Source organism: Sphingomonas citricola (assembly GCF_019429535.1).
GTDB classification, from domain to species: Bacteria; Pseudomonadota; Alphaproteobacteria; order Sphingomonadales; family Sphingomonadaceae; genus Sphingomonas; species Sphingomonas citricola.
The window spans coordinates 252,599-274,623 of the sequence record NZ_JAHXZM010000005.1 but is presented as its reverse complement, the minus strand read 5'-3'; the positions used below and the strand labels follow the sequence as shown (position 1 = coordinate 274,623).

General features: G+C 61.5%; 22 protein-coding genes. 13 read left to right on the top strand and 9 right to left on the bottom strand.

Annotated features, from left to right (window positions below):
- Positions 1-80: 80 nt before the first annotated feature.
- Positions 81-362 (bottom strand): hypothetical protein, encoded by a 282-nt coding sequence (locus KZ810_RS14095; RefSeq protein WP_219769741.1) that lies wholly within the window; start codon positions 360-362, stop codon positions 81-83.
- Between the two features lie 69 nt (positions 363-431).
- Here KZ810_RS14095 and KZ810_RS14090 point away from each other — a divergent pair, with 69 nt between their 5' ends.
- Positions 432-1,367, top strand: a complete 936-nt coding sequence (locus tag KZ810_RS14090; RefSeq protein WP_219769786.1) for a S8 family serine peptidase — start codon at positions 432-434, stop codon at positions 1,365-1,367.
- A 1,294-nt stretch (positions 1,368-2,661) separates the two neighbouring features.
- Here KZ810_RS14090 and KZ810_RS14085 read toward each other — a convergent pair.
- A complete protein-coding gene (locus KZ810_RS14085; protein WP_219769740.1) occupies positions 2,662-2,859 on the bottom strand; it encodes a hypothetical protein in 198 nt (65 codons plus the stop codon).
- 130 nt (positions 2,860-2,989) lie between these two features.
- On the opposite strand from KZ810_RS14085, the gene KZ810_RS14080 reads away from it, so the two are divergent.
- The gene (locus KZ810_RS14080; RefSeq protein WP_258044914.1) at positions 2,990-3,115 is read left to right on the top strand and encodes a hypothetical protein; all 126 of its coding nucleotides are present in this window, start codon (positions 2,990-2,992) and stop codon (positions 3,113-3,115) included.
- 248 nt (positions 3,116-3,363) lie between these two features.
- Here the strand turns inward: KZ810_RS14080 and KZ810_RS14075 are convergent, their stop codons facing one another.
- Together KZ810_RS14075 and KZ810_RS14070 are read right to left on the bottom strand one after the other, a co-directional pair.
- On the bottom strand, positions 3,364-3,540 hold the full coding sequence (locus tag KZ810_RS14075; RefSeq protein WP_219769739.1) for a hypothetical protein: 177 nt from the start codon (positions 3,538-3,540) through the stop codon (positions 3,364-3,366).
- 483 nt (positions 3,541-4,023) lie between these two features.
- A complete protein-coding gene (locus KZ810_RS14070; protein WP_219769738.1) occupies positions 4,024-4,227 on the bottom strand; it encodes a hypothetical protein in 204 nt (67 codons plus the stop codon).
- A 560-nt stretch (positions 4,228-4,787) separates the two neighbouring features.
- On the opposite strand from KZ810_RS14070, the gene KZ810_RS14065 reads away from it, so the two are divergent.
- From KZ810_RS14065 to KZ810_RS14040, 6 genes are all read left to right on the top strand, one after another.
- The gene (locus KZ810_RS14065; protein ID WP_219769737.1) at positions 4,788-5,543 is read left to right on the top strand and encodes a LytTR family DNA-binding domain-containing protein; all 756 of its coding nucleotides are present in this window, start codon (positions 4,788-4,790) and stop codon (positions 5,541-5,543) included.
- A gap of 116 nt (positions 5,544-5,659) precedes the next feature.
- Positions 5,660-6,979 carry an acyl-CoA thioesterase/BAAT N-terminal domain-containing protein gene (locus KZ810_RS14060; RefSeq protein WP_219769736.1) on the top strand — a complete coding sequence of 440 codons (1,320 nt, stop codon included), beginning with the start codon at positions 5,660-5,662 and terminating at the stop codon, positions 6,977-6,979.
- A gap of 68 nt (positions 6,980-7,047) precedes the next feature.
- A protein-coding gene (locus KZ810_RS14055) for an IS5 family transposase (protein ID WP_219769735.1) occupies positions 7,048-7,805 on the top strand; the annotation gives its coding sequence in 2 pieces (ribosomal slippage) (positions 7,048-7,381 and positions 7,381-7,805; 759 coding nt in all).
- A 102-nt stretch (positions 7,806-7,907) separates the two neighbouring features.
- Complete coding sequence (locus tag KZ810_RS14050; RefSeq protein WP_219769734.1) at positions 7,908-8,732, top strand: recombinase zinc ribbon domain-containing protein; 825 nt, start codon at positions 7,908-7,910, stop codon at positions 8,730-8,732.
- Between the two features lie 46 nt (positions 8,733-8,778).
- Positions 8,779-9,132, top strand: coding sequence for a hypothetical protein (locus KZ810_RS14045; protein WP_219769733.1), 354 nt, complete (start codon positions 8,779-8,781; stop codon positions 9,130-9,132).
- Between the two features lie 256 nt (positions 9,133-9,388).
- Complete coding sequence (locus KZ810_RS14040) at positions 9,389-10,237, top strand: serine hydrolase (RefSeq protein WP_258044913.1); 849 nt, start codon at positions 9,389-9,391, stop codon at positions 10,235-10,237.
- Positions 10,238-10,484: 247 nt separating this feature from the next.
- On the opposite strand, the gene KZ810_RS14035 is transcribed toward KZ810_RS14040, so the two are convergent.
- The 5 genes from KZ810_RS14035 to KZ810_RS14015 form a co-directional block, all read right to left on the bottom strand.
- Positions 10,485-11,381: a YihY/virulence factor BrkB family protein gene (locus KZ810_RS14035; protein ID WP_219769732.1), complete on the bottom strand. Its 897-nt coding sequence runs from the start codon at positions 11,379-11,381 to the stop codon at positions 10,485-10,487.
- A 185-nt stretch (positions 11,382-11,566) separates the two neighbouring features.
- Positions 11,567-12,775: an Aq_097 family APC-type transporter gene (locus KZ810_RS14030; RefSeq protein WP_219769731.1), complete on the bottom strand. Its 1,209-nt coding sequence runs from the start codon at positions 12,773-12,775 to the stop codon at positions 11,567-11,569.
- Positions 12,772-14,178: a DUF2254 domain-containing protein gene (locus tag KZ810_RS14025; protein WP_219769730.1), complete on the bottom strand. Its 1,407-nt coding sequence runs from the start codon at positions 14,176-14,178 to the stop codon at positions 12,772-12,774. The genes KZ810_RS14030 and KZ810_RS14025 overlap by 4 nt, the downstream gene beginning before the upstream one ends.
- Entirely contained in the window at positions 14,175-15,764 is a 1,590-nt protein-coding gene (locus KZ810_RS14020) for a DUF389 domain-containing protein (protein ID WP_219769729.1), read from the bottom strand. The genes KZ810_RS14025 and KZ810_RS14020 overlap by 4 nt, the downstream gene beginning before the upstream one ends.
- Before the next feature lie 71 nt (positions 15,765-15,835).
- Positions 15,836-16,015: a Na+/H+ antiporter NhaA gene (locus KZ810_RS14015; RefSeq protein ID WP_308461558.1), complete on the bottom strand. Its 180-nt coding sequence runs from the start codon at positions 16,013-16,015 to the stop codon at positions 15,836-15,838.
- Between the two features lie 854 nt (positions 16,016-16,869).
- Here KZ810_RS14015 and KZ810_RS14010 point away from each other — a divergent pair.
- The 5 genes from KZ810_RS14010 to KZ810_RS13990 are packed head-to-tail and all read left to right on the top strand — an operon-like array spanning position 16,870 to position 22,019.
- Positions 16,870-19,380 carry a TonB-dependent receptor gene (locus KZ810_RS14010; protein ID WP_258044912.1) on the top strand — a complete coding sequence of 837 codons (2,511 nt, stop codon included), beginning with the start codon at positions 16,870-16,872 and terminating at the stop codon, positions 19,378-19,380.
- A 30-nt stretch (positions 19,381-19,410) separates the two neighbouring features.
- On the top strand, positions 19,411-19,848 hold the full coding sequence (locus tag KZ810_RS14005; RefSeq protein WP_219769726.1) for a MaoC family dehydratase: 438 nt from the start codon (positions 19,411-19,413) through the stop codon (positions 19,846-19,848).
- Positions 19,841-20,383, top strand: coding sequence for a MaoC family dehydratase (locus tag KZ810_RS14000; protein WP_219769725.1), 543 nt, complete (start codon positions 19,841-19,843; stop codon positions 20,381-20,383). The genes KZ810_RS14005 and KZ810_RS14000 overlap by 8 nt, the downstream gene beginning before the upstream one ends.
- 8 nt (positions 20,384-20,391) lie before the next feature.
- On the top strand, positions 20,392-20,829 hold the full coding sequence (locus KZ810_RS13995; protein WP_219769724.1) for a Zn-ribbon domain-containing OB-fold protein: 438 nt from the start codon (positions 20,392-20,394) through the stop codon (positions 20,827-20,829).
- Positions 20,826-22,019, top strand: coding sequence for a lipid-transfer protein (locus tag KZ810_RS13990; protein ID WP_219769723.1), 1,194 nt, complete (start codon positions 20,826-20,828; stop codon positions 22,017-22,019). The genes KZ810_RS13995 and KZ810_RS13990 overlap by 4 nt, the downstream gene beginning before the upstream one ends.
- Positions 22,020-22,025: the final 6 nt, after the last annotated feature.

The window sequence follows — 22,025 nt, the reverse complement described above, 5'->3', positions numbered from 1 at the left end:
CGAGCGCAGCCATGTGCGAATAGGCTTCGACGCCGATGCGGCCTGCTTCCACCTCGGCGTTATAACGCCCGACCGCCTTGTCATAGTCCTCGGCGAGCCGCCTGCGCGATCAGCCCGAGGAGCGCGGTGTCGCTGACGCCGTCGAGCCCCACCATGACGAGGACGGAGCCGAGCGCATATTTGCGGGCGTCGGCCGAGCCCGGCCCGCCACGTCGCTTGTCGGCGGCGCGGTACTGACGCCGAAGCTCGGCGGCGGTTTCCACGACGATGGCGAGCCTGTCGGTGATCCTCTGTTCGGTCGCCGCGAAGTCCTCGGCGATCCTTTGCAGCCGATCAAAAGGCGGGGTGGTGACAGTGTCCATGCCCCCGGGCGTTGCCGGCCCGGCGAGCGGCGCGCTTCAACCTACCCAGGGTAAAACGACAAAGCCGCCATCCGACTTTTACCCCGGGTCGGTGGAGGCACCCCTTGGCAGTACAGTGCCAGAAGGTGGGAGGTAGACGCCGCCTATCGTGCGGGCGCGACCGGCCGCGGCGTCAAGATTGCGATCATCGACACCGGCATCACCCCAGGTCTGACCGAGTTCAGCAGCCGGATCGATCCTGCCAGCGCCGACATGGCCGGGACGCGCGGTTTGACCGATCCCAGTGGTCACGGCACGCTGATGGCGTCCGTAGCGCTTGCGGCACGCGACAGTCGCGGCATGCACGGCGTCGCCCCCGAAGCGACGCTTGTGTCCTTAAACGCATCAAACCCGGCGACCTGTCGTTCCGCCGACGATTGCCCGGCTTCGGCCGAGTTGCTCATCCGCGCGATCGATGCTGCCATCGACGCGAAAGTCCGGGTCATCAACATCTCGGCGACGACGGACGTCACGCACGAGACCCTCATTGCAGCCGTCCGCCGTGCCGCGGCCGCTGGCATCGTCACGGTGATCAGCGCTGGTAACAACAACGGCGACGCACGTCAGCCGCTGCTCCTCTCGCGTTCCTTCGCCGAAGCGGCTCCCGGGTGGGTGATCATCGCAGGCGGGCACGACACGTCCGGAGCCTTCGACTATCAGCTCGCAAATCGGGCGGGGGGCAGTCCGGCGGCCGCCTGGTATTTGACGGCCTTGTCGCGGGACGTCGTGATGACCGATCGCAACGGTAGCCTCGTCCGCTACAGCGGCACCTCGCCGGCCGCCGCTGCGATCAGTGGTGCAGTGGCGCTGGTCGCGCAGGCGCGGCCCAACCTGACGGGCGCGCAGATTGTCACGTTGCTGCTCGCTAACACCACGGACGCCGGGACGCCGGGTCCCGATAACGTATTCGGCAAAGGCATTCTCAACATTGCCGCTATCTTCACCGCCCTACCACCGGCTGGGTGAAAATCCTGGCGGCGCACATAATCAAGCCAATCGACGTTTAACCGTACTAGCAGCCCGCCTGATACTGAGCGTGCCCCGATCAGGATTCTCGCTCATCGCAGCGTCGAGATCAGCAAACGCTTCGCCAGCCCTGAGATCTGCCTCGTGAGCCATCCCGGCTCCGTGGCGACGCTCGCGCTTTTCTGCAAGCGCGCTCTCTCTGGCCCAAGCCGCTGCGCTTACTAAGGCTAGGTTTCGGACGTTTGGTAGAGTGGCTGAGTCCGCTCTCTTCATTTGCACAGTTTCTTGGGCGCGGCAAAAAGCCGATGATGGAGGCATGAAGTTCCCTTTCGAAAGAGGCTCACGATTAGGTATCTCGTGAACGAAGCATCTAACCTTCGTGGCTAGTCGATGGGATGAGAAGAGGCGCGGTCAATGCCCGCCTTAAACCAGGCGTTCACCCCTAGGGCGACTTTCTCCGCATCACCGCGTACGAACAACGCTGCGCCAGAAGTGGTATAGATCGCCGTTGCGTCCAGTCCACTGCTGCGAATGTGCCAAATTGCTCGCGGATTTACGAACAGCTTTGATCCGTCTTGTGCGATTAGCTCAAGCATCAGCGAGCCCCTAATAAAGAAGCATCAGCCGTCGGGTGCGACCTTGTTTCTGGTGGCGCTGCGTCGCGGAGAGTGGAGCTAATTCGGTCCTGCTCCTGTCTAAGAAAGCGGCTACGTGTTTGAAACGCTTTCGGGCTGACTCTGCCATCCGCAAATTCCGCAGCTAAGCGTTGCTCAGCACGGTCCAGGCTCCTGGCATCTCGTTCAAACGCCATTGCGGTGCGTGCCAGAGTAGTGCCTGCGCTCAGCGTATCTTCAGCTATCAAAACATGATCGTCGTGCTGATAGTGCACGTGCTGTGAGATGGGTTGCCGATGCGGAAACACGCTATCTGCGAGAAGTCGTTCGTATGCCTTGGCTAAACCGCGATGCGAAGCGCGCGCACTAACGTGAACTGCCAGCTCGGCGTTATTAAGCGACGTCTGCTCGCGACCGAGGATAGACTTTATGTCCATGTACCGGACTCCCTGAAGCGGGAGCGCGATGTCTCTCAGCCGCGCAGTGCTCGAGGAGGAAACACGGTACTCACAATGTAGAGCTGCACCCCCGCTTAACAAGGCAGGACAGTCATTAGAGCTTGAAAATAGCATCAGAGTCGCGTGACCGTTCCCTCGGTCACGTGCCTCTGCATGCTTTAATCAAAATGCCGCTCCTATAGGGCTATAAATCTTCTTCGCGTGGGAATGTGCGAAAGACGATCAGTTCTGATTGCCCACTAATCCTGCAAGCTCGCGATATACGTCGGCGCGAAGCGGCAAGTTTTGATCGATCATACTGGTGATCATCATCTGCGCAACAACGCTAGAGTCAGAGCCAAACCGCGCGACCCAGCCGCCTTTCAAACCTCGCGCTTCGCGTAACGCGGCACTCTCGCCTATGGCGCTCGAATTACTCATACTGACCGCCTAGCTAAGTGATTGACAATTCATCCAATCAATGGCGGCTTGGAAAGGTCCGAGCCGAGCTTTTTATAGTCACGGGGCGCGCCGGCATGATCACCATATTCTCGGATACGAGATGCGGCTGATGGCCGAACGCTACGTCAGCGACGGCATGATCCCGCAGGCGGGCGATGTACAGCGCTTGATCGCCCTGCTCGGTCGCCCGCTGCACGCCTACCGTGAAACCGCGGCCTCGCTCACACTGGCGTGATCAGCCGCGTTCCCGATCAAGGAGCCACGATCAGGCTTCGCGATCAGGATGGTGGAACAAAAAAGTTATCTGCTTCAGCTGGACAGCGGTCGTTCGATGAACGTCGGGATCAGGTTAATCTGGTATCTCTTCCATCATGTCGACGAGCCAGGCGCAAAGCACTTACGGCCAACCGTGCCTCATCGGAAAAGAGCCGCCATGCTGATGCATCGCCTTTCTCGGCCACGGCGAGGGCGCGTGCAACAACCTCAATTTGCCGCATTGCCGCTCTCGCCAGCAGATCTCAGCTGTTCGACCAGGGCTGTCCACTTGGCCGCTGCGTCTAGGTGCGCTCGTCGGCTGTTCTCGTCGTCAATTGTCGCGTCGGCCAACTTGCGCTGTTGTTCGGCGTAAAAGGCGTATGCGGCTGCTTGGTCGCCTTTCATCGGCTGCCACCATCGTCGGCCCATCTATCCTCGTTCTCGCTCGGGGCTGCGCGGAACGACAATGAGACATTGGTGCGGTGAGGAAAGCTGCTTGCCGCAAGCAACTTACCATAGGCACTTGCGAGCTGCTCATGTGCTATTCGCGCTGGCGCGGATTGAGCATGCGCGGCGTTGTAAAGCGATGTCTGTTCGCGCCCGAGTATATAATTAACGTCCATGACGCCTACTCCTATATAAGAGCAATCATCCAGCCTTCATGCTGGCAGATGACATTTAGTCAGACGAACGTAATCCCAAACCTTGGGCTATCTATCATCCTGCGCTGTGATCCGCAGTCGCATCATCATGTGATGCACGTCTTCAGCTGATCGTCCTAGCAGCATTGCAAGTTCGGTCAGCGGAGCGCCCGAGCCTGCTCGCTCACGTAGATTGGTAATGTCGGTCTGCGTCCAGCGAGCGTGTGCAGACGCCGCTCGCAGTCGGTCAGCCATTCCGCACCCAGCGGCTTCTTACGATATCACCCTTGATGAGTGACTTTGATAATACCTCCCTCATGCGTTCGGCATCGGGCATGTTCATAAATACGACCCGGGTGCCACCGGACAGGATCGTCTCGATCGCGCTGATCGGTGCGTTATGGCGCTCAGCCTGTGAAAGAACGACCTGCTGATCGAGCGTCACGTTCATGGAGCGGTTCAATTGAACACCCCTCCGCAAAAGCCACAGAGGCATGCGGGCGGTAGCGATATGAATATTGTAGGAAAACGACGCATAGCGACCTCCACTTCGAGCGGGAGCGCCAGGTCTCTCAGCCGCGCGACGCCCAGAAAGTGTGCGCGGTTTTACCTATGTCGGGCGCGTCCAACCCCTTTACAAGGTGTGGGTGAGCGGGGAGCTGATCGGTGATGTTGTAAGGCGTGGATCCTCGATCAACAGCGTAACGAAGCACGCAGCGGCTGCGTCATCTAGACATCAGTCATTTTCTCCGCCGGCTCCAAGACCCACCAGCCGGTGCTTCAACCCGCGCCGTGGAAGTCTTATCAGCATGAGTTGGCGACGTGCGCTTTTTGCTAGAGTGGCCGGCGTGCCGGCCGCATCCGTCTCGTTCGGGATGGTGAACCTACGCGGGACGATGCTCGTGAGCCGCTAAGGGCAACACCTGTGCCTATATAAGAGGCTTGATATCGATGCCGGCTACCAACTCCGACATCCCCACCGTTCAGTCGATCCGACCGCCAAGTGGGCCCATGCTCTGGCTCGGCGGCTCGACGCTGCTCTGGCTGCTCTACGCCCTCGTTTTCACGCAGGCCACCGGCGAGGGGGCCGGCCAGGCCCTCATCGATGCGGGCGCGAACGTCCTGCCCCTCACGCTGCTCGCGGCCGTGACCCACATCATGGTGAAGGGACAGGTGATGCCACGGTCGGTGCCCGTCCAGGCGGCAGCACATGCCGCGCTGGCAATCGTGTTCGCCACCACGTGGTACGCGCTGGTGCTGGTCCTGCTGGCGTTTGTCGGTGGGCTGGCCGGGCATGGTTGGCGAGTGTCCGGCTTCTCCGGCCCCGCCTTCACTTGGCAGGTGTTCCAGGGCCTCGTTCTATATGCGACCGTTGCCGCCACCACCTACGCCATTCGCGGCGGACGCGAGGCCGCTACCGTCACGATTGTCTCGGCTGCACCGATGGAGCGCTACTTGACGCGGTCCGGCGACGAGATGGTGCCGATCAGTGTGCGCGATATCGTCTCGATCACTGGCGCGCAGGACTATGCCGAGGTCGTGACGCTCACCGGGCGGCATTTGGTTCGCATGAGCCTAGCCGAGTTTGAGAGGCGGCTCGACCCCGCGCGTTTCCTGCGTGTCCATCGCTCGACCATCATCGCCTTCGATCACCTCGCCCGTGCCGAGCCGGCAGGTGGTGGACGGATGCTCGCGCACATGTCGAACGGAGATCAGGTTCCCGTAAGCCGCTCGGGCGCGCAGGTGCTGCGGTCGTTGGTCGTCTGATACGACCATTCGCCGATCAGCACGCCCGTTTGGGCCGCGATCGTGCGCGTTTACGGCTTTTTCGTCGATGCCCTCCGCGACGTGGGTAGGCAGTTTCGGTTGCCACCGGAGGTTCCATGCCCGCTCACCTGTCTCGCTTCATCCTGTTCGCGCTTCCGATACTTTTGCCGGCTGCTGTTCACGCGGCACCGGTGAGGCTGACCGTGCCGCCCGATCTTTCGGCACCACGACCCGCCCCGATCAGGGTCACAGGCCTACCACCCTCCGCGACCGTCACGCTGACGACGGTCCAGCAGCGTGACCGCGACGGACGCTTCGAAGCTGCCGTAACCTTCCGCGCGACCAAGGCCGGTACTGTCGACACCGCGCGACAGGCGCCGATCACGGGCAGCTACTCCGGCGTCGAGCCACTGGGGGCCTTCTGGTCGGCTATGGAAGTGAAAAACCCGTCAGGGGCCGTGCAAGACATCGCGATCGGCTATGCCCGCGTCACCGTCAGGGTAAACGGCCGCGAGATTGCGACCGGGACCGTCCGCATCAGGCCCGACACCGCCGGTATCCGCCTCTCGACCGCGACGCCGTTCCCCGGCGCCGTGTGGGCGGTGCCCACGGACCACCGCCGTCATCCGGTCGTCATCGTGCTGGGCGGCTCGGAAGGAGGCAGCTCGACCGCGCGCGCGATGGCGCCGCTGTTCGCCGCCCGCGGCTACGCGGCGCTGGGTCTTCCCTACTATGACCCGGGCTATGACCCGTCCGATCGGATGGAAGGGTTGCCGCACAGCTTCACCGCCATCCCGGTCGACCGGCTGTCGGCGGTGCGTGAATGGCTGAAGGCGCGGCCGGACGCGGACGCGAGCCGCATCGGTCTCTGGGGTGCGTCCAAGGGGGCGGAGTTCGCGCTGATCGCGGCGAGCCGTTATTCCTGGATCAAGGCGGTCGTGGCGGTGGTGCCAAGCGATTTGGTCTGGGAGGGCTGGGGCGGATCAGGGCCGGCGACCGCCTCCTTTGCATTCGACGGCAGGCCGCTCGCATTCGAGCCATATGCCGGCATGGATGCCGAACTGGCCAAGGCGGCGAGGGGCGAGCCGATGGATCTGCGCCGGGTGCATGTGGAGGGACGCGCCGCCCACCCCGATCGTGTTGATGCCGCCCGCATCCAGATAGAGCGGTTTCACGGCAAGCTGTTGCTGATCGCCGGGGGGCGTGACCAGGTGTGGCCATCCGCCGAAATGGCGACAAACATCGTTGCCGTGCGAAAGCGCGCGCGTGAAAAGACCCGGATCGTCGCGGCATCGTTCGCCAATCATTTCTTGGGGGGACCCGGTACTACGCCGGTCGCGCCGCTCGCCACTCCAGGCAGCGATGCGGTCGCGATCGCGCACGCGAGAGCGGACGGGTGGGCGGCAACATTCGATACGTTTGGTGCAGCGCTGTGATTGAACTAGGGTCAGGACCCATTGATGTGAGCGTCGCGATCTGATTCAGCCTCCGCAAGGAGACCGGGATGAGGGACCTGTTTTGGCTGACGGATGAGCAGATCGAGCGGCTGCGGCCATTCTTTCCAAAGAGCCACGGCAAGCCGAGGGTGGACGACCGGCGGGTGCTGAGCGGCATCGTCTTCGTAAACCGCAATGGGCTGCGCTGGCGAGATGCACCCAGCGACTACGGCCCGCACAAGACGCTGTATAATCGATGGAAACGTTGGGGCGAGGCCGGTGTGTTCACGCGAATGATGGAAGGTCTGGCTGCAGCTGGCGCCGAGCCGCAGACGGTCATGATCGACGCAACCTACCTGAAGGCGCACCGCACGGCATCAAGCCTGCGGGTTAAAAAGGGGATCTCGGCCGCCTGATCGGCCGCACCAAAGGCGGTATGAACACCAAGCTGCATGCCGTCGCCGATGCAAACGGGCGCCCCTTGAGCTTCTTCATGACCGCGGGCCCGGTCAGCGACTACACCGGCGCGGCAGCGCTGCTCGATGACATGCCGAAGGCGCAGTGGCTGCTCGGCGACCGCGGCTACGACGCCGACTGGTTCAGGGACGCCCTTCAGGCCAAAGGCATCCAGCCCTGCATCCCAGGCCGCAGGTCGCGTAACGAGCCGGTCCGGTACGACAAGCGCCGCTATCGGCGCCGCAGCCGCATCGAGATCATGTTCGGCCGCCTGAAGGACTGGCGCCGCGTCGCCACCCGCTACGACCGCTGCCCCATCGCCTTCTTCTCTGCCGTCGCCCTCGCTGCCACCGTCATCTTCTGGCTGTGATAACGAGTCCTGACCCTAGGCAACGAGCGCTATACCGGCGTCTATCACGATCGGACCGCCGACGATGAAGGCATCACGCCGGACGCCGAGGATGCGATCGCCGTGTCCTGCCCGGCGATCATCACGCAAGATCAGTTCGAGCGGGTCGCAGCGACCCGGGCGACACGCAATCCGAGACGGACAGCGCCTCACGTCGCAGCCGGCACCACGCTTCTGACGGGAGTCGCGCGTTGCGGGATGCCCGATTGTGCCAGCGGCATGACAATCCGCACCGGCAAGGGCGGTCGCTATGCCTACTACACCTGCAACAACAAGGTGAACCAGGGCGGCAAATGCGCGTGCCCGAACATCCGACGCGAAATACTCGACGGCGTCGTGCTCGACGCGATCGAAGAACGACTGCTCGAGCGCAACAGGCTGCGCAAGCTGCTGGCGGGTGTGCTCGACGTGTCACAGGCGCGGACGGAGGAACGCGAGGTAGAACTGGCTCGCGCCCGTGCCGAGCGAACCCGGCTCGAAAGCGCCACCAAAAATCTGCTGATCCTTATTGAGCAGGGCACCATGAGTCCGCGCGATCCGGCGTTCGCTGAGCGGATGGCAATAAACCGGACGGCATTGGCGGGTGTGATCAGCCGCATCGACATTCTTGAGGCCCAGTTAGCCAGGGGTAAGCGGAAGATCGACGAACGAACCGTCGACCGCTTCGGCGATATGCTGCGAGATAAGCTTCGCGGCGAGGACAACAGCTTACGCTCGGCCTATCTGCGGATGTTCGTTGCAGAGGTTAGGGTTGGACCGAGCGAGATCATCATCTCAGGTCCATTGTCGGCGCTGGAAAATGGGCTTGCAGTTGGACTTTCCGTCAAAGAGGGCACGGTGCCCATCTTTGACCGGGAGTGGTGCCGCTTACAGGACTCGAACCTGTGACCCCCGCATTACGAAGGCCTGTGTAGCGTTTGAAAAAGTGCAACGAATGCAACGCTTTGGCCTTAATCAGCGGATGGATTTCTTACTTCACCCACTGATCACCCAGAACGTGCCGTGCTGCCCGATCAGCCGTTTCCTAGTGAAAGCGCTTTGGCGTGGGAAACGCGTGAAAAGCGACCTGCGCCATATCTGCGGAGAGCCCATCTATCTATGGTCAGGGGATCGCCCGGTTCGTGGCACCGATCTCCTTTTCGGCGCAAACCAAACTCAGGTCACTCAGCAGTACATATTCGGATCAGGTTGCCCTGCTCGCTCCTCTCGTACGTTGACGGGTCAGGCGCAGAGTTCGAACGGCCACCCGCTTGAAATGGTCGACGTCGAGAATGGCGAGCGGGTCTGATCGGTCCTAACGGCGACACCATTCGCTCTCGCTGTCTTCCGCTGTGAGAAAGCCACGACGGGACAGGCAGCCGATTAGCTGGTCTGTGACCAGGACTTGGCGCAATTCCGGCGCATCGACGAACAGACGGGCAAAACCGGCTAGCATTTCGATCTGCGCGACGGCCACTTGATATATGATACGCGGCGTTGGTGCTGTATGTGCATGTATACGCTAATTTCGTCCAACCTCAGTCGAGATCATAAACCGAGCTGTCATGCGTATACCGTTTCTCAGAACTTTCATGTGCGTGACGGTGAGTCTCCTTCCAGCCCAGGCGATGGCCAGCTCGTCGGACCTTCGCGCGCTGGAGAACGAGCTCCGAAATCTAGTTAGTGGCCGATCGGGGGAATACGGCGTCGCCGCGCTAGACCTTCGCGACGGGGCCAGTGTTGCGGTGAACGGTGACATGCCGTTTGCGATGGCGAGTACCGTAAAGCTCGCGATCGCCGCCGCTTTTCTAGCGGATGTCGATGCGGGGCGCCGCAGTCTCGACGACGTGGTCGGCGGAAGACGGGCGAGCGACGCGATGGAGTTGATGATCGTGCGCAGCGACAATCACGCTGCCGATCAACTTCTCGCCGCCGTTGGCGGACCAGCGGTGATTCAAGGGTGGCTGAACGCGCATGGCTTTGCCGGTATTCGCGTCGACCGTACCATCGCCCAGTTACTCCGCGAACGCGGCCATCTCGCCGACGTAAAGGATGTTGCCACACCGACCGCAATGGTTGCCCTTCTGAGCAGGTTGGAAGACGCCACGGTACTGACGGCGCGCAGTAGCGGGTATTTGTTCGGTCTGATGCGCCGCTGCATGACTGGTACTCGTCGCATTCGAGCACTGCTGCCGCCAGGCACCACGGTGGAGGACAAGACCGGCACGCTCGATGGCGTGACCAACGACGTCGGATTTATAACCATGCCCGATGGCCACCGCGTCGCCATTGCGATCTTCGCACGGGGCGGGCGTGATCGTCAGCCGGGAATCGCCGCCATTGCACGCCTTGTGTACGACCGCTTCGCCGACAGCACGCGCAACGCACTCGCCGTTTTCATGCAACTGCGTTGATGGGCGACGTGCCGATCGAAAGGCGAACCGTGCTAAAGTAGGCAATGAAGATTACCACAAGTCATAACAACCGTGATCGAGGTGAGCTCGACAGCGCCCGGGCTAGCGCTTTAGGGCCAATATACGGCAGCGATGGTCGCGGTGAACGAGATCAGCCTGACCTTGGCATACGCGCTACCAGGCGCAGCAGTCAGCGCGTTCGTTGTCAGGGCTTATTTTCGAAAGTAGTCTTGCACCAAGTCACGCGTCATTCGTCGATTTCCTTGATTCTGCTGCCTGCATCGTGCATCGCCTCGGCGTTGAGACGTGCACCCAATAATAGTGCCCAAGCCGACACCATCAGCCACAACATCAACACCACAACCGCCGCGAGCGAGCCGTAGGTGTCGTCGAAACGCGCGACGTGTGCGACATAGGACCGGAATAGAATCGTCGCAGCGAGCCACATTGTCACGCCCGCGACCGTGCCCGGCAGAACGTCGCGCCATCCGATCGGATGTTCTGACGCGGGGGCGTAGCGGTAGATCAGGATCAGGCCTGCGCTTGCGCCGAGTGTCAACGATCCGAACAACGTGATGACGGAGACGAGGCGCCCCCCCGGCAAGCCGTCAGGAACATAGCTCTGCAGAAAGGCCAGCACCGACAGTGACACGAGCGCGGTCAGTACGAGTGCCGCACAACCGAGGACCAGCGTAATTGAGACAAGTAGCCGCCGAAGGCCGCGGCGCTCCCGCTCGATCCGGTAGGCGAGGTTGATGCCGTGGAGCAGTGAGCGCCCGGCACGACGTGCGCTGAACAGCGCGATGCCCACCGACACGAGCAGCGTCGTGACGGAGGCGCGATCGTTCACCAGTGCGTTGTGCAAGCCCCTAGAAACGATCTCCCTTGCGTCCGCCGGCATGATCATCGTCAGCGTCCGCAGGTTTTGTGCGACCGTCGTCGCGGGCACGAAGAAGCCATAGGCGGCTGTAATCAGACCAACGAGCGGGACGATCGCGAGAAAGGCGGCGAAGGCGATCGAGCTTGCTGCAATACCGAAATCGTCGCGGACGCCACTGCGCACCGTTCGCCACAAACGCCCAATCCAGCGTGTAATGGCCTCCGGCTGATGCTCGTCGATAAAATCACCCATCGCCGGCGACATGTCCTGAATCTATGGATGGAGAGGGCGCCTGTTCGGCGGGCGAAATACGACGGTGCCAATCGGATCACATCCGCCTTCGAAAACACCACTTATCACGAACCGCCGTTTGAACAGCGCGGTTGCTAAGGAAGACCGAGGGCATACTCACGATCAATCTTGTGGGATGAGGAACCTCATTTGAGGCATCAACCCTCCGCTGGGGCGCCGACGAACACCGCAACGAGGCAGATTAAGCCGATCACGACAAAACCAACTCGGTGCCCCACCGTCCCCGACCCATGTTTGATCGACACAAGGAAGGCGAGGGCGCATTGCATCGCGTAGAACAGCGCGAAGGCCCGCGATGACAGTGCGACGACCTCGAACGGATCCGTCAGCCATACGACCAGGACGGCGAGCGCCCCGGCAAGCGTGAAGGCGACGGGTACGCCGATTTTCCGTCGCGACACCTCGTTGACCAGGCCACCCGACCCAATCGAATCCGCCACCGCTGCGCTCAGCTGGCTCGACACTGCCCCTGCCAGCACAAACATGCCGAGCGCCGGGGCGATCAATTCCATGATGTCAAGGATGCCGGCCACCCCTTCGGTGGCCGCAGCGCGCGACAGGAACGGCGTGAGCAGCGCGATGAACGCCAGATAGATCGCCGAGGCGATCCATTGCGCGTGCCGCATCGTCTTGATGCGAAGATCAGCAGCATAATCGTGCCCAAGGTAGCGCGACGTCTCGAAGCCTTGCACTGTGATGATGAGCCCGAGCAACATCGGGATGCTCGCCCACGACAGCCGTGCAGGTGGCAGCGGATCGGCCATGCCGTTCGTGGCCCAGGCGATCGCAAGCGCGACGAGCAGCCCCGCGATGATCCCGATCTTGATCGACACGGTGCCGTGCGCGAGATGCTCGACCTTACGCAGGCTGCCCCCGAGCGCGAGCAGCGTCATCAGACCGATGATGACGGTCACCATGACGTTCGCTGCCACGGGCTGCCATGCCGGATCGAGCGCGACTGGTTTGAGCGAGAATTCGGCGAGCAGCTTCAGATAATAAGCAACCGACACGGCATAGGCGAGTGCGAGGACACCTTGCGTGATCCGCGCGGTCCACGCGATCGGATCGTTGAAGGAGGCGTGGGCCAGGTGGTTCTCGACATGGACGATGTTGAACCGGATCACCCAGCCAGCGGCATAGGCGATGGCAAGCAGCGCCGCCATCGCGAGCAAGGCGGCACTCCCGAATTCGCGCGCGAGCAGCGGCCCACAGATCAGAAAGCCCGATCCGATGATCGAGGCGAGCGGCGTCATCGTGGCACGCCACCCATTGCTGCGTGCGAAACGGCCGAACGTCAGCAACAGCGTCACGATCAGCGCGACAAGAAGGGCGATGGCGACGATCATGCGGTTTCTCCCAAACAGGCCTGCCGATCGCGCAGCAGGCGTTTGTGGTCGGATGCGGCGAGTGCGTGCAGCATCTCGTCGGCGTGGCGCAGCACGACGTCGTGATTTACGCCCGTCAGCGCCTCGTCGGCTAGGTCGCGGAATTGTCGGGTCAGGCTTGCCAGCTTTTCCAGCCGATCGGGCGCATCGCAGCCGAGCGCGACGTCCCCCACGACCGCGAGAAAGCGCTGACCCGCGATCATGTCCGCGGACGCATATTGCGCGAGTGCTCCGAACGCCCGGTCGACGAAGCCCGCGAACGTGACGGGATGCGTGATGACGCGGGGCTTCCCACCGTTATCGACGCGCAGTCGCTCGGGCAGGTCGCGCCCGCCGAGATCGGCCAAAGCGGCACCCAGCCAGTCGAGACACGAATTTGCGGTAAATGGATCATTGACCCCCGGCGACAAGGCGCGGGCGGCGATCTCGACCAGTTCGTCGATAAGGAAGCGCAAGTCCTGCAACGCGGTGCGGCGCGATCCCGCCGCGAAGGTATCCCGCAAAGCCTCGATGGTGTCATCATCCACTCGTTCGGCGGGCCAGGCCTCGATCAATGTGCTGCCGCGATGGACGAAGTCGCCCGGCTGATATTGCAGGCGGATGATCAAGTCGCGCTCGCTGGTAATCTCCAGCAGCGCGTCCGCGTCGATCAGTTGGACATAACCGGTTTCGCTGGCAGGAATACACTTGCGCTGGTGAAGCATGGTCGGCGTTGCAGCGCTGGTAAACGCAGCCGGGATGCCAGGGCGCTCCTTCGCTTGTCGGGAAGGGTGTCCGATCGAGTCGGGAAAGCGGTGTTCGATCTCGCGTAGCAAGCGGTTGCCGATTCGCTCGATCACGCTGTTGATGTGGATGCGGCTCGGCACGTGATGGATAAAATAGATCAGCACTGCAATCGAGCAGAGCACGAGCAGCAGTCCGACCAGCACCGCCAATTGCGGCACGAACGCCGCTTCGCCCGCCGCGTCGTCCGGGGAGCGGATCGTGCGCAGGACGACGAGTGAGTAGAGGAAAGTCGCGATAAAGGTGCCGAGCGTCACCTGATTGCCGCGATCCGACATGAAATTGCTCAGGAGCCGGGGGCCATACTGACCCGAGGCGTAGACGACTGCGGCAATCGTTACCGAGAAAGTCGTACCCGCCACCCCGATCATCGATCCGCCAATCGACGACAGCAGGCTGCGTGCCCCGGATGGCCGCGCAGCATAAAGCCACGGCAGCCGGTCCATCCATGTCGCCATATGATGGCTGTCGAGCCACACCATTGCCCCAGCCAGCAGCAGCGCGGCGATCGCCATAACCGTCGGCACGAACCAATAACTCTCGCCGAGTTCGTTCGCGAACCTGACTAGCCGTGCCCTCATCGATCGATCTGCCCGACTGAGACGGCTGCGCCATTCAAACCACTGGCGGGAGCAAGCCCAAAACGCTGACCGGCGGGGGGCGTAGCCACAGCCCGGATGCCTTGAGTTTGCAACGCGGCCGCGATCGCTAGTGCGCGACGTTGCGCGAGATTGGGGCGGGCAGGCGGAGCGCCGGTCGGAAGGCCGGGCACGCCGAGCGCCGGCATGTTCCAGCGCTTCGCCGCCCAGATCGATGTCGCGACGGCGGTGCGGGCGGCCGCATCCAGGGTGTCGACATTGTCAGCGAATGCAATCTGCGGCAGCGGCGACTGCGGCGGCACGACCATTATCGACCAGCCCGTATCCTCCGCGGCCGCCCGCGCTTCCAGCACCCGGTAAGTGCCCAGGCTGGCGCCGGGCAAAGCGTTCGCCGACGCGATGATGCGGTGATGATCGCGATCGACCGTCACGTCATCCGCCGCCACCCCGGTAATGAGCGAGACCATTCGGGCGAGCGATGCGCTTCGCTCGGCCTCCTGCTTCGCGAAATCGCCTGCCTGTCGTAGTTCCTCGCGTTGCGCCTCCAGCGCGCCGGCGCCCGGCTCGAGCAGAATCTGGTCGAGGTCGAGTCTGATCGGACGGCCGAGCCGGTCCGCCAGCGCCTCTTGCAGGGCTAGCGTCTTCTGCATGGCGCCGCGCGGCGCGATGACCACCGCACGCACGATCAGCGGCTTTACAGCGAAATCGAGGTCGAGTTGCGTCACGCGCGCTTCTGTGCCGAACCGTTCGCTCAGCAGGGTTCGCGTCTGCGACACCGCTACTGCCTCGCGCCCGATCCGGTTCAACGAGATTGCCAGCGGGACAGCCATGACGACGAAGACGAGGGTGAGCAGTATCGTCTGTGTCCAGCTCTGCCGACGTGAGAGATGGTGGCCGAAACCGTAGAAGCGCGCCATCAGCGTGGCCGACAGCGCGATCGTGATGAAATTGGTGACGAACAACGCGAACGCGCCCGCGCCTACCGGCATGTTTCGTGTCGCGATGCCGTAGCCGACGACGGCGAGCGGCGGCATCAACGCGGTGGCGATGGCGACGCCGACGATCGTCTCGCCCCGCCCGCGAATGATCGCGAAGCTGCCGGCAAGCGCGGCGAACAATGCGACGGCGAGGTCGAATAGATTGGGTCGTGTCCGCGCGACGATCTCCGCGGTCGGCGCCTGCAGCGGGGAGACGAGCACGATCAACGCGGTGAAGGCGACAGCGGCAGTCGATCCGATCGCCAGTGCCTTCAACGACCGGCGCAATTCGCGAAAGTCGAACAGCGCCAAACTGAAGCCAAAGCCGAGGATCGGGTTCATCAGCGGGGAAATCAGCATAGCTCCGATGACCACGGCTGGTGACGAGAGGAGCAGACCCAGTACCGCGATACCGGCCGACATCATCGTCATGAAGGCGAAGCGGGGCGACCAGCCGCTTTCCTCGACGATGCGTGAAACGACGGCCTCATGATCGACCCGTCCGACGATCGTGCGACGCCACCAGCGATACAATGCCAGACGAGCGAGCCGTCCGTTCAGGTCGAAGCGGGTAACCGCTGCCTCGTTCATGTCACTCCCTGTTCCGTGACGATATTGTCTCTCAAGGGTGGCGCGTGACGCCTCCCTCCGAGGTACAACACTTAGGAACCGCAAAGTGCCGAAAGGACAGAGCCGGCCAGAACGCGGAACTTCACTTCGCGCTCCAGTGTGATGTCGATGAAGGCGAGGCCGCCGATGAACAGGATCATGGTGAATCCAATGCCGCTGAGCAGCGTCGTGCCGTAGACATGCATCCATGACGTCCCGCGGGGCTTACTCACCCACCCGTCGATTTATGGTTGAGGCTATCGCCTGGCTCGTGTCGCTGGTGACGCTGGGGTAGCCGAAGCCTTCGCACGTTGCGTGCGAGGGCCAACGTAAACGCTCCTTCTGACGCTCCCTACCGAACGCCGTCCCCGCCAGGACCCACGTGAGTTCCCAAGCCAACGCCCGCTAGCCTCGGCCGCCGCCGCTTCTCTCGTGAAAGCACATAAAGAAGGATGGTGCCGCTTACAGGACTCGAACCTGTGACCCCCGCATTACGAAGGCCTGTCTAGCGCCTGAAAAAATGCTGCGATAGCAAGGAGATAAACATCAATTGCTGGTGACCTTCCTGCATCACCCACTGATCACCCAGAGTGGGCCGAACCCCTCTATCAGCCGTTTCCTAGTGAAAGCGCTTTGGCGTGGGAAACGCGCGAAAAGCAACCTGCGCCATACCTGCGGGCGACGATTTTGAGTTTTGATTGGTCCAGCTGCCTCTGACCAATTTCGAGTAGTCCTTCTTATGGTTGCAGCTTCTTCGGCGCTAGGTGAGGTAGGAGCTCAATCGGTACCACGGAATAGCGCTGGCAGTGCGCAAAGGCTGCACTGCCAACTTTTCGATTCCACAGGTGTGTTGAGAAACGATCAAGCCTGTAGGTGCATCTCGCCCACACCGTGACGCGTTCCATCGAGACATTGCCCTTCAAGAGGGCATATGACAGCCGTTTCTCTCATTTTTCCTCGACGATCGCTCGTTCGCCCGAGAACCAGTCAACACACGCATTGACAAGCCAAACGGTTTCCGGCAGCCCTGATCGTGCGACCGCTTCACATGAAAGCGGCGCATTCTAGGTGATGGATGGAGGACGGCATGAGCGTAGCGGCACGGCGGATGCTACTTGCAACCGGGATCTCGATTGCGGCGCTCTCAAGTGCGCCAGTCGCTCTAGCGCAAACCACAGCAGGGCAGGCTACGAACGAAGATCAAGTGCAAGTGCCTGATCAGCCAGACGCGGATCGCGCGCCTCAAGGCGCCGCCGCCGGCGACATCGTGGTCACGGCACGACGGCGAAGTGAATCCCTGAACAGGGTTCCTGTGGTTGTGTCGGTGATTGGCGTCGAGCAGATCGCGAACAACAACGCCAATGACCTGAGCAAAATCGGTGAATTGACTCCCACCGTTATCGTCGGGGCATATAAATCGGCGGGCGGTGGATCAATCGCGATCCGCGGCGTCAGCTCACCAGCTAACCAAGCAGGTTTCGAACAGGCGGTGTCCGTCGCCATCGATGGGGTGCAGACAAGCGACGGCCGCATCGCTCAGCTTGGGATCTTTGATGTCGCTCAGGTTGAGGTCCTTAAGGGACCGCAAGCGCTTCTATTCGGCAAGAATAATACGGCTGGTGTGATCTCGATAGCCACGGCGGATCCGACCGACCGTCTGGAAATCACGGGGCGAGCCGCGTACGAGTTTGTCGGCGATGAGGTGACAACCGAGGCTGCAATCTCTGGTCCTCTGTCGGATACATTTGGCGCCCGATTGGCGGTACGCTATCGTAATCTTGACGGCTGGCTGCGAAACACGGCGAAACCGATTGCAAATCCCTTCTACCGTGCGGCAACGGGTGCTCCCGCTGGTGCTGCACAATTGCCCGGCGCCTCCGACGAGCGGCCTGGCGACCAAGAAGTTCTTGCGCGCCTAACGCTGAAAGGTGAGCCGTCAGACAACTTCTCATTTCGCGCCAAGTCCTTTTACGCTTACAACAGGGACGATGGCCCTGGTGCAGCTACGCAGAACATCGGTCCATGTACCGGGCCGAACCCGCGTATGTATGGGATTGCCGACCCTAACGCCGACTGCGTTCCTGATCGCCGCACGACGATAGGCGATCTGCCCTTGGCCATTGCAGCGACGATACGCGGCGGTGGCGACGGCACGCCCTATGGGAAGCTGACAGTCGCCACGCAGGCTATCGACCTTGGTTGGTCACTTGGCGCGATCCGCCTCGATTCCACGACCGGATACAATTACACGAGCTACCAATTTCTTTCCGGTTTCGATCAAACCACCTATTCACAGCTTGCGTTCTACAACGAGCAAAAAGCAGAGCAGTTTTCGCAGGAATTCCGGGTTACCAGTGAATTAGACGGCGCGTTTAACTTCATGGCCGGAGGCTTTTACCAGACCGCACGCCTTCGCGACGCCAATGACACCAAGTTGAACGATGGAAGCTATAATGCCGCCGCCAATCGCTTTTCCACCTACCAAGATCGCAGCGTGCAGACTGGCAACACGCTGTCGGCCTTCGCACAAGCGCTGATCAAGCCGGTCGATACACTCGAAATTGCGGGGGGTGCACGGTATACGCGCGAGCGGAAGCGTTTTCGTAAGCAGAACGTCTATGGTGTTGGCACCTTCAACACCCTGAACACCGTATATCCTGGATCAGATACAGTGGGGTTTCTGCAGGGCAGCTTTGACGATGACAACGTCTCGCCCGAGGCAACGGTTACCTGGCGGCCGGACACGACCAAAACGTTGTTCGTCGCATACCGAACGGGTTTTAAATCTGGCGGCTTTGGGCTGACAAGTCCATTGCAGACGGGAACGCGCATCGGCGATGCCGACTTCGAATCGGAAAAGGCACGGGGGTTCGAGGCGGGAGCGAAAGGCTTGTTCCTCAACGGCCGACTCCGCGTCAACGTCGCAGCGTTCGCGTACAAGTTCACCAACCTTCAGGTGAATACCTATGATCCGGCGCGGGTCGCGTACACGATCAACAATGCCGGGCAGGTAAGGCAGCGTGGTGGGGAGTTGGAGGTAAACTACTCTCCCACAAGCAACTTCAATCTACATGGCGCTATCGCATACACCCATAACCGTTTCCGCAATTTCGTCGGCCAATGTTACGGCTATGCCTTTCCTACCGGCACGACGCGCGCTACGGCAGTCCCGCCGCCCAATTGTTCGTTTGTCAATGCAACAGCGCTGACGTTGCAGCAAGATTTCGGGGGACGTGCGCCTGCGCGCTCACCCGATTGGGCTGGTAACGGGGGTGCTGAGGTTACGATCCCGCTCGGTGCGACCAAGATCGCGTTTACGGGCGACGCTTTCTACAGCGGTAGTTACATGGCAGCCGAAACGATGGCCCCGTCAACGCGTCAGGACGCGTTCTGGCGCTTCAACGCCAGCGCACGGCTCGCAGAAGTGGACGATCGCTGGGCGGTTTCCGTGATCGGACGGAACCTGTCGAACAAATACTACTTGCTCTACGCTGCCGACCGGACCGGCGGCGCCAGCGTACCCGGGGCAATCGGTGAACAGCGGGGCGTGGTGGCGCGGGGACGTGAGATCGCCCTGCAAGTCTCGGGTCGCTTCTGATTACCGAAATCATCACAAAAGGGATGTTTCATGGACGAAGCTGATACGCGATCGTTGCGGGTGACGCGCGACACACCACTTGGCTTTGAATTGCAGCCGGTCAAGAAGAAGGCAGCCATCCAGTTGATGGGTTCAAGACTGTGGGGGCGCTTCAACCCTAATCATTGGGACCCCGTCTACGCCGCAGAAACCGGGCTGAAGGCGCCGATCCAAACTGGTGAGATGTCTTCAGCATATATTGCTGAGATGTGTGTAAACCACTTCGGCGCCGCCATGTTCGCCGGTGCTCGCGTCGTGTGCAAATATATTGCTTCCACCTACGCCAACGAGATCATCACGACGCATGGTATCGTACGTGAGAAGATTGCAAAGGGCGACGGGTACCGTTTCATTGTCGATGTCTGGGCAGACAATGACGCGGGTGAAAAGAAGACGGTTGGCTTCGTGGAGGTGGATGTCGATGTTTGAGCATGATGCTGTTGCAGTAACCGACGCGTTACGTCCAATGTCAGCCGTACAGATCGAGCAAACGCGATCATTCATCGCCGGCCTAGAAGCAGGGTCGCAGACGTATTGGGACATGGTCGAGATCGGTGAAGAGCGTTCGCGTGAGCTCACGCTGACGGCTGAACTCGTGATCCTCTATGCCGATGGCGTTGAAGACTATAACGAATGGTACGAAGGCTGGCGGATGAACAGCTGGCGGATTGAGGGACGATCGCCGTTCGGTGGTGCAATCGTACCGCCACTACTCGTGTCGCACTTCGTGCTATCGGTACAGTTCGACCACACCCGCCCATTTGCGATCGGGTCGATCCACACCAACCATGATTCCGAGATACTTGCTCCGATCCCGGTTGGCGCAACAGTGCGCATCACTACGTGTGCTACCGACAAATACGAGAAGCGCGGACGCCGCTACGTACGGCATGCCGTCAAGGTCGAGGATGTGGCGGATGGCACGTTATACTTCCGCGAAACCCGTGACATCCTGTCGTTGTGAGAACGGCGATGTTGGATGATGTCATCATACCCGTTGCAGATGGGTTGTTCGAGGTCGGCGCCGAGGGTGTGCAACTGATCGGTACCCACTGCACGGCGTGCCAAAGTGTGTATTTTCCGCGATCGTTGAGCTGCCGGAATCCCGATTGCCGCGCAAAGACGGTCGAGACGACGTTGCTGCCGCGCGAAGGCACATTGGTGAGCTACACCGTTCAGCGCTACCGTCCCCCGCCGCTGTTCCGGGTCGATGATTGGGAGCCGTATGCGATCGGGCTCGTCCGGCTCGATTATGAGCAAACGCTGGAGGTGATGGGCATCCTGTCGGGTGTCCCGCTCGACGCGATCCGGATCGGCACACGCGTGCGGGTCGTGGCCCATCCGCTCTATGACGACGAGCGTAACACAGTGATGACGTACGCCTTCACGGCGAATGAGGTGTCGGCATGAGCCAAACGGTTTACGTGCTGGGAGCTGGCGCACACCCATGGGGAAAGTGGCCAAACAAGACGCAGCTGGAACTGGCACTGCATGCGTTGTCAGGTGCACTCGGCGAGGCTGACGTAAGCTGGAACGACGTCGAGGCGGTGGTTGCAGCAAGTTCGCGCTTCGAAGGCGGCATGGGCTGGGGCCTGCACGCCAATGAAATCGTCCAGGCTGTGGCTGAAAAAGGCATGTCGTGCGTCAACGTGGGCGGTGCGTGTGCCGCAGGCGCAATCGCGTTTCACACCGCGCACGCCATGATTGCGAGTGGCGAGCACGAAGTCGTGTGCGTGGTGGGCGCAGAACGGATGCCAAAAGGCTTCATTCCCCGGCCACCGGGCAGCCAGGATGACGTGACCGACGAAGATTACCTCCGCTGGGTGGCGATGGGCGCGACGAACCCGGCTTACTGGGCGATCGAAGCACACCGCCGCATGCATGAACTCGGCACGAGCGAGGAGACGCTCGCCCGGGCTGCTGTGCTGATGCGTCGCAATGCGGTCGGTAATTCGCTCGCGCGATTTCGAACGGCGACACAGATCGATGAGGTGCTAGCCTCTGCGATGGTCGCTGATCCACTTCACCTGCTGCAGATTTGCCCGGTGAGCGATGGCGCCGCTGCGCTCGTACTGGGTAGCGAGGCGTGGATGAAGCGCAATGGAGGAACAGGGGTCAAAGTCGCAGGCTGTGCAATTGCCACCGGCAGCTTTGGCGATCCGGCGCGGCGCATCCCCACGATTGCGTCCCCGGTGCGGGATGGTGTCGTGCACACGAGCGAGGTGGCTAATGCCGTTGCAGGCGCATTCGCGATGGCTGGCATGGAGCCGAAAGATATCGATCTGCTAGAGATGGCCGACAACACCGCGTGGCATATTCTGGCCTGGCCTGAGCAATTCGGCTTTTTCGCCCCCGGTGAGAGCGATGTCATGCTCGAGCGCGGCGAGCTGGACATTGGCGGAAGACTGCCGATCAATCCCAGCGGGGGCTTTCTATCCTTTGGTGAGGCAACAACGGCGCAGGCTGTGCTGCAAATCTGCGAAGTATCCTGGCAGTTGCGCGGTCGTGCCGAAGGGCATCAGGTTCCCGATGCGCGCGTCGGATTGACCGCAGTCTTGGGATTGGGGGCGAACGGCGGGTCGGTCCTGCTCAGTCGGTGATCGTGC